10 protein-coding genes and 1 pseudogene are annotated in these 12471 nt (G+C 58.1%); 3 read left to right on the top strand and 8 right to left on the bottom strand.

Annotated elements, in window-relative coordinates; all coding sequences use genetic code 11:
* Positions 1–158: 158 nt before the first annotated feature.
* Positions 159–1622 (top strand): S1C family serine protease, encoded by a 1464-nt coding sequence (locus ACW4LP_RS03515; protein WP_181815483.1) that lies wholly within the window; start codon positions 159–161, stop codon positions 1620–1622.
* A 222-nt stretch (positions 1623–1844) separates the two neighbouring features.
* Here the strand turns inward: ACW4LP_RS03515 and ACW4LP_RS03510 are convergent, their stop codons facing one another.
* The 8 genes from ACW4LP_RS03510 to ACW4LP_RS03475 all read right to left on the bottom strand — a co-directional run bounded on the left by ACW4LP_RS03510 (position 1845) and on the right by ACW4LP_RS03475 (position 9588).
* Positions 1845–2738: an electron transfer flavoprotein subunit alpha/FixB family protein gene (locus ACW4LP_RS03510; RefSeq protein ID WP_114538677.1), complete on the bottom strand. Its 894-nt coding sequence runs from the start codon at positions 2736–2738 to the stop codon at positions 1845–1847.
* Between the two features lie 14 nt (positions 2739–2752).
* Positions 2753–3511 (bottom strand): adenine nucleotide alpha hydrolase family protein, encoded by a 759-nt coding sequence (locus ACW4LP_RS03505; protein WP_114538676.1) that lies wholly within the window; start codon positions 3509–3511, stop codon positions 2753–2755.
* An 8-nt stretch (positions 3512–3519) separates the two neighbouring features.
* Positions 3520–4692: an acyl-CoA dehydrogenase family protein gene (locus tag ACW4LP_RS03500; protein ID WP_173111560.1), complete on the bottom strand. Its 1173-nt coding sequence runs from the start codon at positions 4690–4692 to the stop codon at positions 3520–3522.
* Positions 4693–4696: 4 nt separating this feature from the next.
* Entirely contained in the window at positions 4697–5905 is a 1209-nt protein-coding gene (locus ACW4LP_RS03495) for a CaiB/BaiF CoA transferase family protein (RefSeq protein ID WP_114538674.1), read from the bottom strand.
* Positions 5906–5941: 36 nt separating this feature from the next.
* Entirely contained in the window at positions 5942–7246 is a 1305-nt protein-coding gene (locus ACW4LP_RS03490; RefSeq protein WP_114538673.1) for an MFS transporter, read from the bottom strand.
* Between the two features lie 24 nt (positions 7247–7270).
* On the bottom strand, positions 7271–7714 hold the full coding sequence (locus tag ACW4LP_RS03485) for a hotdog family protein (RefSeq protein WP_114538672.1): 444 nt from the start codon (positions 7712–7714) through the stop codon (positions 7271–7273).
* Between the two features lie 2 nt (positions 7715–7716).
* Positions 7717–8262, bottom strand: a complete 546-nt coding sequence (locus tag ACW4LP_RS03480) for a MaoC family dehydratase (RefSeq protein WP_181815484.1) — start codon at positions 8260–8262, stop codon at positions 7717–7719.
* Positions 8263–8376: 114 nt separating this feature from the next.
* A complete protein-coding gene (locus ACW4LP_RS03475; RefSeq protein ID WP_114538670.1) occupies positions 8377–9588 on the bottom strand; it encodes a CaiB/BaiF CoA transferase family protein in 1212 nt (403 codons plus the stop codon).
* A gap of 434 nt (positions 9589–10022) precedes the next feature.
* On the opposite strand from ACW4LP_RS03475, the pseudogene ACW4LP_RS03470 reads away from it, so the two are divergent.
* Positions 10023–12158 (top strand): annotated as a pseudogene (locus tag ACW4LP_RS03470) (hypothetical protein); the annotation flags it as partial.
* A gap of 147 nt (positions 12159–12305) precedes the next feature.
* Complete coding sequence (locus tag ACW4LP_RS03465) at positions 12306–12467, top strand: response regulator transcription factor (protein WP_371317473.1); 162 nt, start codon at positions 12306–12308, stop codon at positions 12465–12467.
* Positions 12468–12471: the final 4 nt, after the last annotated feature.

Genomic DNA, 12471 nt, shown 5'->3' with positions numbered 1-12471 from the left:
GCATTCGAGGCTTCCCCATAATCCGCGGGGACTACTCCCGTTGGTGTATCTGCGTGGGCCGGTCGTGATTAGGGGTTGCCGAGGTCATTGGGACGTGCTGGGCCGTGATAGTGTGCACCCCAGCACATGACCGACCCCCTTTCAGAAGGAGATCACCAATGACCAACTTGAACACCACCCCGAACCCCTTCGGCAAGCATTCCTTCCGTGACAACGCCGTCGACTCCGCCGCGAACCAGACCTACGAGTTCGACATCGACGGCTCTGTGGCCGCCAGCGTCGAGAACACCGCCGCCGCCAAGCCGAAGTTCGGCCGCCGCTCCTTCCTCACCGGATTCGCCGGCGCCGCGCTCGCCTGCATGCTCGCGTTCGGCGTGCAGGGCGCCATCATCGACCCCGCCACCGCCGAGGCCACGGGCACCCCTTCCGCTACCCAGACTGTCATCAACACCAACGATGACGCGACCCTGGCTGAGGCCGTGGCCGCCAAGTGCCTGCCGTCCGTGGTATACGTGGAGACTTACGCCGATGCGGGCGGCCAGCTCCAGGGCTTGGGTACCGGCTCGGGCGTCGTGATGACCGAGGACGGCTACCTCATCACCAACAACCACGTGGTCGACGGCGGCAGCGCCTACAAGGTGACCATCGCCGGCAACACCTACGACGCCGAGCTGGTGGGCACCGACCCCTCCTCCGACGTGGCGGTGTTGAAGGCCAAGGACGCCAGCGGCCTCACCCCCATGGAGATCGGCGATTCGGACAACCTGACCGTCGGCGAGTGGGTCATGACCCTGGGCGCTCCCTTCGGGCTCGAGCAGTCGGTGGCCACGGGCATCGTGTCCGCCACGAGCCGCTCGCAGATCATGGACGCGAGCGAGTCGATGCAGTCCGGCGGCAGCGGCGAGACCACTATCTATCCGAACATGATCCAGACCGACGCGGCCATCAACCCTGGCAACTCCGGTGGCGCGCTCGTGGATGACGAGGGCAAGCTCATCGGTATCAACACGCTGATCACCTCGTATTCGGGCAACTACTCCGGCGTCGGGTTCGCCATCCCCGTGAACTACGCGGTGAACCTCGCCCAGCAGATCATCGCCGGCGAGACCCCGACCCACGCCCAGCTCGGCGTGAGCCTGTCCACGGTGAACGACCAGGCGGCTGCCAGCTACGGCCTCGCGGCCGAGTCCGGCGCCTACGTGGCCGCCGTCTCCCAGGGCTCCGGCGCCGAGGCGGCCGGCCTCCAGGAGGGCGACATCATCACGGCCCTGGACGGCGAGTCGGTGGAAGGTGCCTCCGACCTCATGCTGGCCGTGCGCGGCAAGAACCCCGGCGACACCGTGAAGCTGACGGTGAACCGCAACGGCCAGGAGCAGGAGATTTCCGTCACCCTGGGCGACGACGCCGCCAGCCAGAAAGCGGCTGCCGAGCAGAAGGCCCAGCAGGAGCAGCAGATGCCCGAGCAGGGTCAGGACTTTGACTGGGGCTACGGCGACGGTAACGACTACGGTTACGGCTGGGGCTACGGCGACGGCTACGGCCAGGACGGCGGCAACGGGTACGGCTACGGCGATGGCTACGGCAACGGCCTGAACCTGGACGACCTGTTCGGCCAGCGCTAAGCCACAGCGGAGGCACGCTCGCCCGCACCTGAGCAGCCAACGACAGGGATCCACGATTCCCTTACTCCAGGGGCAGCCTCAAGGCTGCCCCTTTTCGTTGACAGGCGAACACCCGGTTGCTCGACATTGCGAACCTCTATACCAGAGAAAGCGGCCCAAAACCGAAGAAGTGCCCCGGCATAAACCAGGGGCACTTCCCCATTTCGACGTCTACCGTTCTTTCTAAAGCTCGTTCACCAGCAAAGGAAGAACCGTCTGAATGTCACCAACAATGCCATAGTCGCACTGATCGAATACGGCAGCATCGGCATCCTTGTTTATAGCAAAGATGGTTCCGGCTCGATCGCAACCGACCATATGCTGCATCTGGCCCGAAAGCCCTGCTGCAACATACACCTTAGGAGCAAGCATGAGCCCAGAGACACCGATGTACGTCTCCCGCGGCAGCCACTTCATATCCTCGGCCAAAGGACGCGTGCAGCCCAAACCAGCCTCCAGCTTGTCACAGAGCGCTCGGGCCATATCAAGATCGGACTCGAGTCCAAAACCTCTTCCGGCGGCAACGACGACATCGGCCTTCTGCAAGTCGACCCCGCTCTTCTCGATGGGCTCGCTCGATAGCACCTTAACTGTGGCACCCGGATCAACCCACGCAAAAGGTTCTTCCTGATTGGCGCCCGATGCTGCAACGCTATCGCCGAAAGCACCTGGCTGCATCAGATAGATGGCGGTCTTGCCGGGCTTTCGCTTTAGGATAGCGGCTCCTCCATAATACATGCTGGAGGCCACATCGCCGTCAAGCTCCATCACGTCGGCAATAGCGCTGGTGCCGCCGTGGAACGCAAGGGCGCCAGCAAGAATGCGCATATGACGCGTAGGCTCTACCAGCACCACATCCGGCCGTACATGATCGAAGATCGCATTGACCGTCGCCGTGGCGTTATCGAGCGAAAGCCCCTCCGGAACCGTCACGCGATAGATAAGATCAGCGCATGAGGGCGGCATCTCCATGTCGCCGAAAGCCACCAGGGCAACCTCATCGGCACCCATGGCCCTCGCACCGGCGCAAAGCTCTTCTGCCGCACCCGGACGCTCAGCTAAAACTAACACTTTCAACGTTTCTCCCCTTTCTAGAGCGCGGCTTTGAGGCTGGCAGCAAAACTCGCAATGGCGCCCTCGTCGCTGACGTGGCAGATCTGCTTCTTGCGCGGCGTCGGCTCAGGCACTTTGCACTCAACCCACTCGACCGTCTCTTCGGAAGCCACGTCCAACGGCGCTACGTGCATCGGCTTCTTTCCTGCTGCTAGAATGTCCTTCATGGACGGAGTCCGAGGAACGGCAACCGATGGCTGCACCGAGATGACGGCGGGCAGAGGCACCTCCACCGTCTCCACCACATCCTCGAGCACGCGCTCGACCACGATACAGCCGTCTCCTGCCTGCAAAAGAGTCGCGCCATTCACGCAGGGGACGTTAAGGGTCGCAGCAAGCTGCGCATCGACCTGCTTTGCGTAGAAATCATCGGATCCATCGCCGCAGATCACAACATCCCAGCCACCAACGTCTTGCAGGGCCAGCGAAAGCGCCTGCGCAGTCGCTCGCGCATCCGCATGCTCCAGAGCGTCGTTCGTGGCAAAGTAGAGCTCGTCAACGCCACGAGATAGAATGTTCTTCTTTACCTTCGACTCGTCAATAGACGCCGGGCCCACCGAAAGAACCTTTACCGTCGATCCTTCTTGGGAGGCAGCAAGCTGAGCCGCGGCCTCAATGGCATTCAGATCATACTCAGACACGACATTGCGAGCATGGCTGAAATCAAGAGCACCGTCATTGCCAGCACGAAGATCTTTGCTATCCGGCAGAATCTTAACTGCAACTACAATACGCATGTGCCCTCCTAGATACCCAACGCGCGCGTGCCGCCGCCATATTGGCCAGCCTCGCGAAGCACGTCCTTGGCGATGGTCTTCGTGAGAATCTCGCTCGAACCGGCACCGATGCGGCCGACACGGGCATCGCGCCACAAACGCTGCATACGATGGTCGGTGCAATAGCCCAGACCGCCAAGGATCTGGATGCCATCGTCGCAAATCTGCCAATTGCCTTCAGTGCAGAGCAGCTTGCAAATATTCGCATCGATGCGGATAGACTTGCCCTGGTCGTACTCCCAAGCAGTACGGAACACCATATTGCGCATGCTCTCAAGAATGATCTTGTCGCGGCACACCTTTTCCTGAATGAGCTGGAACTTGCCAATAGGCTGACCGAACTGAATGCGTGAATTGGCGTAGGCGCAAAGATCGGCGAACGCCGTCTCGGCCTGACCGAGGTACATGGCCGCGCAAAGAAGGCGCTCTGCCTCGAAGTGCTTCATAAGCTGGACCCAGCCGCCATGCTCCTTGCCATACAGATACTTATCGGGAATGAAGCAATCCTCCAGGAACGTCTCGCAAGTAGGCTCAAGCCATTGCCCGATGGTCGGCAAATCCACAATAGTCATGCCCGGCGTCGGGTTGGGAATCGCAAACAGCGTAACCGCCTTGTAAGGATCATCAATCTCGGGATCCTTTGCGGTGATGATGTTGTAATCGGAACAGCTGGCATAAGTGTTGTAGATCTTATGCCCGTTGATGACATAACCTCCGTCGACCTTCTTGTAGGACGTCTTGATGCCGGCGGCATCCGAACCGGCTCCCGGCTCTGTATTGCCGAAAGAGTGACGCTTCTCGCCGCTCATAAGACCCTCGAGCATCTCCGTGCGAATTTCCGGACTCGCCTTATCGGCGGCATTCATGATAGACAGGGGGCTATAGGTGCATCCGGCCCAGGAGTAGCGATACACAATGGAAGTGACCAGACACATCGTCACCATATCTGCAGGAACGCCGCCCAGCTCCTCCGGAACGCCGATGGCTCCGAATCCCGCCTCATAGAACTTCTTATTCGCCTCTACAGGGAATATCTTCTGCTCATCGCATTCCTTAATAAGGCTTTCAGGATACTCTCGATCCATGAACTCCACCAAGTTCTCGGCCAACAGCTCCTGCTCTTCAGTGAACGAAAAATCCATGTAATTATTCCGCCTTTCCAATCTTTCCCTCGGCATACATTGCCTCGATCTCTTCGTTCGAGTATCCGAGCTCTTCCAGAATGTCCTCATTGTCTTGACCCAGTTTCGGAGCGCCACGCCAAATCTGGCCAGGATTGTTCTTCACGGGGGGCAGCACGGCCACGCCCTTCAGTGTCTGCTCGCTCGCCTCGTCGTACCACTCGACAAAGTCGTTGCGCGCGATCACATGGGGATTGCTCATGAGCATCTCGTAGTTGTTGATGGGCGCGCATGCGACGCCGATAGCCTTCAGCTGCGTCTCAACCTCATCAGGCGTGCGCTCAAGGCAGAACGCCTTGATAGCCCCATCGAGGCGATCTCCTTGCGGCGTACCATTCAACGTCGGACGACCCTCAATGAAGTGCTCCTCGTCGTCAAGGCCGAGCAACGCGGCAATGGCTTTTGCCGCCGGACGACCGGACACCTGAACGACGCAGTAGTTGCCGTCCTTGCACTCGAATACATCGATGCCGGCGTAGGTGGCCTCTTTGTTGCCCGTGCGCTTCAACTGCTCGCCCGTCGTTGTGTACATAAGGGGCCCATAGCCCTGCACTCTCAGGCAGGACTCGTATTGCGAGACGTCGATCACATCGCCCTCGCCCGTCTTCTGGGCATGGTAGACGCCCATGAGCGCCGCCCACATCGCATAGAGACCTGTAAGATAGTCGCAGATGCCGGGCTTGCTCACCAGAGGAGCCGACGGCTCTTTCTCGCCGTTCAACGCCATAAGGCCCGAAAACGCCTGACCGATCACGTCCATGCTGGGACGCGGCACGTAATCCGGATCACCGAAATGACCGTAACCGGAAACGTGAACAACCACCAACTTCGGGTTCAGCTCGAGCACATGTTCGTCGGTGTAGCCCCACTTGTCATACATGCCGGGCTTCGAGGACTCGATCCACACGTCAGCCCACTGAAGCAATTTGTCGAACACATCCTTTGACTCGGGAACGTTCATAGCGAGATTTCGCTTATTGCGGTTCTCCTGAGCGAATGAGATTGCAAAGCCACGCGTCATCTCGGGTGACTTGCAGTTCTCGACATGAATGACATCCGCTCCGTGCTCCGCCATCAGAGACGTCGCGTGGGGCTCTGCGGTCACTTGCCCACAGCTGAGAACCTTGAGACCATTGAGCAGGCCGAACTGAGGTACATCATTTGCTTTTGCCATTTTCTCTCCTTTAATTGAACGGATAGGCCAATGCTTCTAAGCAGCAACCGCCTCTGCAATCGCCTCAGCCTCTTTGTAGGGCTTATCGGCTGCCTCCAAATGCTTGCGCGCTTTGCTGCTCATACCGATGGCGGCAAGAATGACGACCACCGTGAAGCAGCAGCCAGCAATGGCCAGCGGCAAAACGAAAGAGCCCGTTGCCCCGTACAGCCCCGCCGCAAACACCGGAGCGATCATGGCCGCCACGGACACAGAGGCATTGCACCAACCGGTGATGGTGGCGGACTTGTTCACGCCGAACAGAGGCGTAGCCACAACAGCGCCGAAGTACAGGTTGACCATGCCCGCGTTATAGAAGAAGGCAATGATCATGCCGCCGATAAGACCCATCTGCGACGTCAAACTGAAGAGGAACATGTTGGCCGCGCCCACAACGCAATAGATAATGAGCGTCTTGCGAGCGCTGATAACATCGGACAGCACGCCGAACAACGGCACCAGAATCATCTGAGAAATACTCACTATCGACACGCAATAGGAGATCTGCACAACGTCCAGGCCCATAGAACCCAGCACGAGCGACTGGTTGCTGTAATAGATGGTGCAGGCGAACTGCATGAGGAAGGGGCACACCAGCACGGCCCACAGAAGCGGCTGGCGCAGCAGCTTCGAGATGGGCATAGCCGTCTCGTACACCTTCGAATCCGCCCCAATCGTCCGGGTCTTTTTGCCCTCCTTCTCCTTCAGCACAATTTGCTGCATGCCATATTTCTCGGGAGCATCGCACACGAACAGCAGACCCAGCACCACAATAATGCCTGCGAGAACGAATCCGGCGATCAGCGAGTAAGTCTGGTACCCGAACATCGAGCTAAGCACGCCGGTAACCGTGGCCATAATCGCGTTAATCAGGCCCGATACCAAAGTTCCCATAGAGGAGATGGTCCCGCGCCCAGAGGCAAACCAGTTGGTAACGTTAATCTGATGAGTCATCGCACCGCAGAACTTGTTGCCGATGCCAAACAAAAATGCCATGACGTAGACGAGCATGAGATTGGTGGAATACCCCATGGTCACCAGCAGCGCGCCCTGGAGAATTCCGCCAATGACATAGACGTACTTCGTCTTGAGCACCTTGAGCAGAGACCCAATGAAAAGCGATGCCACCAGAGAGCCGATGGCCGTAATGCTGAAGATGAGCGCACCTTCTGCCGCAGAGCACCCGACGGCGGCAACCATCGATGCCATCAAGATGATGATGATCGAGTAACACAGATGGGACACGCCCATGGTCACCATGCCCGCTATGGCGCAAAGCCACCCTTTTACTGTATTCGACATAGTTGAATCGTACCTTTCCCCTGATTACGATTGCTTTGCAGGCAAGGCGACCAACGCTTTGCCCCACATGTTTTTATCGGTGCCGTCGTCTTGCCAAATATCAAGCTCGACGACGTTCTTTCCGTTTTCCTCCCTTTTCTCCACAACGCGCGCACCGCAATGCAAGTCAACGCCCGGACAAGCGAATTTGCCCATGCGGAACGGCCCGATCTTGAGAATCTCGCCTTCAAGTCCAACCCACTCGCGCAAATGCCTCTCGCTGAGAGCCATGTAGTACCACGTGTTGGCGAACATGGCCGGCGCTCCCGTCCTCTGAGCCGCGGCATCATCATGATGCAACGGCACAAAGTCGCGATTCGCTGCGGCCTCCATCACAAGACGCTGCACTGTGAGAGGAAGGGCCAGTTCGGGAAGCTCATCCCCCACCTTGACCTCCTCAAAAGTCAGCTGCTCGTCCCACTTCGCCATAACTACTCACCCTCCTCAACAGGATTGCCCGACCAGGTCGTAACACGCTGAATGGCGACAGTCTCATCGTTCTGGTTGATAAACTCAATTTCCACAGTGAAGAAAGCGCCGTCGCCAACCTTAAGACGCTTTCGGGTCACGCTCACCAACCGCCCGACTTGGCGAAGAGTGTCCCCCGGATAGAGGGGACGCAGAAACTCTACTTCGGTGTCTGTCGCAAAGCCAAGCGAGTGCCGAGGAGTGGGAACGAGCATGGGCATTGCGAGGGGATACAGCGGCCCGACGCGACCCTCTTCCACCCCGGGCTCCCACCATGAGGCCGTACCCACCGCCATGGCCATGCCGGCAGGTGCCGGGATGGTCTTGTATCCCAGCCGCTGCGCCAACTCTTCGTCATAATAGAGAGGACAATCAGCTTCGATCACCTCATTCCATTGGCGAATCCATCCAAGGGTCGCCGCGTCTGCCCCGTAAATCACAGGCAGGGTCTCCCCGATGGTCTTCTCGGTTTCTTCCCATGTCTCCACACTTTCGGGAATCTCAATCATGCTTCCTCCTTTCAATACATCTATGAACAATTGCGCGTTTAGCATCTCCTTCCGAAAACGGGCACTAGCTTTGCGGTAGAACGACGCCCTGGGGGGCGCCTCGCATGCAACCTGCTAGTCGCGCACAATGACGCCCTCGGCGTATAGCTTTTCTATATCCGCAGAGGAGTAGCCCAACTCCTCCAAGATATCCTCGTTGTCCTGGCCCAAGCGGGGGGCGCCGCGCCAAACGTGGCCGGGCCTTCGCTCCACTCGGGGCACAATGCCCACTCCCCGCACCATCTGTCCCGAAGCGTCATCGAACCATTCGACGATGCTTTCCCGCTTCAGGCAGTGCGGATTGTCTCCCAGTTCCGAGTAGTCCATGATCTTGCAGCAGCCGATATTGACCTTGTTGAAGTCACGATCGACCTCGCTTGCCGTATGGGACAAACAGTAGTCCTCGATCGCTCTTTTCGACTTCTCATCCCGGGCCGTCCCAGCAACGATTGCGTCCTGCCGATCAAAATCGGGATCTCCCGTCAATCCCAAAAGCGCAAGCCCGTCGCTTTTCAAGGCAGAGGGATTCAGGGCGACGTACACATACCGGCCGTCCCTACACTCATAGACCCCGAGACCGCCCACATCTCCGTCAATATCCGGATTTCTGACCAGCTGATTGCCCTTGGTGAAATACTCGGCCGGATACTGAGCCGAAACGCGCAAGATCGCCTCGTACTGGGACAAGTCGATAACATCCCCCTCACCGGTCTCGCGGGCGCGCAGGAGAGCCGCCAGCGATGACCAGAGCGCAAAAAGCGCCGTAATGAAATCGCCGATGCCCGGGAAAACCGCCATGGGCTTCGTACCTCTAGGACTATTGATGTACATAAACCCGCTGAAGGCCTGGGCTATCGGGTCATAACTCGGGCGACGCACGTAGTCGGGCTCTCCCATCTCCCCATAGCCCGAGACATGCACAATAACGAGATCAGGGTTGAGCTCCAAAAGAAACTCGTCGTCGAATCCCCATTTCTTATAGGTTCCCCCCTTGGAGGACTCCAGCCAGATATCTGCCCATTGGATGAGATCAAGGAAGACACCCCGCCCCTCTTTCGATGGGATGTCAAGAGCAATGGTGCGCTTGCACCGTGCATCCTGCGCCCATTCCAAAGCGACGTTTTTCCGCATCCCCTCAGGGCTGCGCGCATTCTCAACCTGGACGACATCGGCCCCGTGCTCGGCCATCAGCGTGGCGGCATAGGGCTCGGCCGCCACCGTGCCCGTGCTAAGCACCTTCACACCGTGAAGGAGACCAAAATCGGGTATTTCCTCCGACTTAGCCATATCCGCCCCTTCGATCAAAGCTCTCGATACTTCGGCAGATGCGCTGCCGAGCGAATTCAACTCGCTGTTCGATCATAGGAATGGACGATCGTCGGGTCACCGCACAAATGAGGTATCGCTTGAGGTATTTGCGCTACTCCCCTAGGTTCTCGTGATATCATCACTAACCAAGCTGGTGGCTTGCACCGTCGCGCGAGGAGAGCACTTTGAGTGTTATCAACATAGGAGGTTGTCCTCCAACATCCCTTGAGTCAAAAAGCATCGTGCCGCGTCACAGACTGCTAAGCCTGCTAAACGAAGGAACGAAATACCCTCTCACGCTCTGCGTCGCATCGTCGGGGTGGGGAAAGGGAACGCTGCTGACAAGCTGGGCCAACCATACCGACAAGCACGTCTCGTGGCTCCAAGTCGACGAGTCCGACAACGAAGTGGCCATGTTCTACCAGAAGCTTGCCTCGTCTCTTTTGGCTATGCTGTCGAAGCAGGATTATCAATCAGACCCTCCCCCAGGCGCTTCGTCGCTTGACCTGGCCTGGACGCTTGAGCAGGTCTCCCATATAACTGGAGACCACGTCCTCATACTCAACGACTATCATCTCGTATCCAATCCCGAGGTGCATGAGGCTGTTATTGCCCTCATTCGATGGGCTCCCCCTTCATTGCACCTTATTATTTCGAGCGAATCTACGCCTCCGTTCCCCTTGTCTTCTTTTCGAGCCCATAGCCAGCTTTTCGAGATTTCAGCCCTAGACCTTGCTTTCACGCGAGGAGACTTGCGCCTCCTCCTCCGGGAGAATCTGATTGATCTCAAAGAGACATCCGTGGAGCGCCTCATGGATCTCACGGGCGGATGGCCAGCGGCGCTCCATCTGGCCCTTCTGCAAATAAAACGCATCGATCCGGAAGATCGCGACGACTTCGTCTCCAACATCGGCGCCCGCGATCGCCGCATCACAGAATGGCTCAATGACGCCATCTACGATACCTTGCCCTCACGCATTCGCACCTTTATGCTCGATACGTGCATTCTGAACGAATTTTCCGCCCCCCTGTGCGACACCGTACGCTCTACTGATGATTCTGGCGAATACATCGTTTGGCTTAAGGATCGTGGGCTGATCTCCCCCGTGGATGACCAGGGCACAACCTTCGCCTACCCAAAACTCCTGCGTGCTTTCCTCAGAGATCAGTTCAGTCGCACCAGCGACCTCGCCCACGAGAAGGATCTTTGGCAAAAAGCGGCCGCGTGGTATCAAAAGCGCGGAGAACTCCTCTTGGCAGCTGAGTACCATATGGCCTCGGGAGACACGACGGCCGGATGGCTTCTGCTCGATCGCTACCACTCCCATGCTCTTGAGAGCGCTCCGTCCATCAGCCCTCAAAAGACTCGCCTCACCTGGTATCGAGAATTCCTCAGTTGGCCGGATTCGGTCTTGGCACAGGAGCCGGATCTCTGCCTTTCGGCGGCATTCTCAAGCTATTATTCTAAGGACCTCGACCATATAGAGCGTCCGCTGCGCCTTGCCGAGCAGGCCTTTCTCGCCCGCGATGACAAACCGGCCCTTGGCAGAGCCCATGCCATACGAAGCTTGGTCTATCGCTATCGCGGATCAGCCGACCTGGCTATAGACGAGGGCAAGCATGCTCTCGACAATCTTCCGACCGACCTCAATTGGTTCAGAGGATCGGCCCTCTTGTCTCAGAGTTTTGGGTTTTACCTTAACGGGGATGCCGGCTCTTCCGCCCAATGTGCCGCCGAGGCACGGTCGGAATTCGTCAAGGCCCACGACAATCGCCACGCCGCCATTGCAGAGACCCAGCACATCGAGGTCCTACTCCTGCAAGGCTCGCTCATCGAGGCAGAGGAGCGCAGTCTGGCCCTTCTGGAGCTGCAAAGCAATGCCCTTGACGCCGAGCGGCGACTCGCCCGGGCAATTCTCGGATTCATAGCCTTTGAACGAAACCACCTGAACGAGGCGGAAGTCCATTTCAACACCGCGCTCTATCCGTCTCCGAACGCGCAAAAGGGCAAGTACTTGCCATTCGCCTATATCGGTTTGGCCGAAGTTGCAGCGGCGCGCAGCGACATCGACACGTCGCTCATGCTTCTCAACGAGGCCGAGCAATATGCCGCACCTCGCCCGGAGCGCAACTGGAGCGCCTACATCCAGGGGGTAAAAGCAAAGGTGCTTCTGGAGCAGGGAGACCACTCGGAAGCTGCAAAGGTTCTCTACCCGCAAGGATCGATCGTCGAAACCCCGTTCCAGGGAACCACAAGCTTTATGAGCTTCATAATAGCCCAACGAACACTGCTGGCATTCGCCCTTGAAGACGCAAACCGTCAAGACATCATGAACATGGCGAAGCGGCAGCTGGAGCGCAGCTTGGTGCTCTTCGATGCCAACAGTGCTGCGATATGGTGCCTAAGCGCACGGGCGCTTCTCGGCTGCATATATTTCAAGCTGGGACAGCGCGAGCAGGCACTCCGGTCTATCGAGTATAGTCTCGCCCTGGCCGAAAAGGAGCAGATTGTACGGAGCGTGATCGCTGCGGGCGACATCCTCAAACCGCTTCTCGAGCTTGCCGTCGCCCAAGACGTGCACCCCGCCTACGCCCAATCCCTCATTCATGCCCTTGAGTGCCGGCCCAAGCGCTCCAAAGCCGACACTGACGAAGCGTTGCCGGTTCTCAGCGAACGAGAAGTCGAAATACTCGAAATGATCGCGCGTGGCAGTACCACGGAGACCATCAGCCAGCAGCTGTATATTTCCGTTCACACGGTGAGAACGCACATCCGAAACACCCTTCAGAAATTGGATGCGCATTCGCGGGTTGAGGCCGTAGAGAACGCCCGCGAACGTGGAATCCTACCGCGCTAGGCGT

Source organism: Adlercreutzia sp. CNCM I-6215, from assembly GCF_977072315.1.
This window is presented reverse-complemented; position numbering and strand designations above follow the sequence as displayed.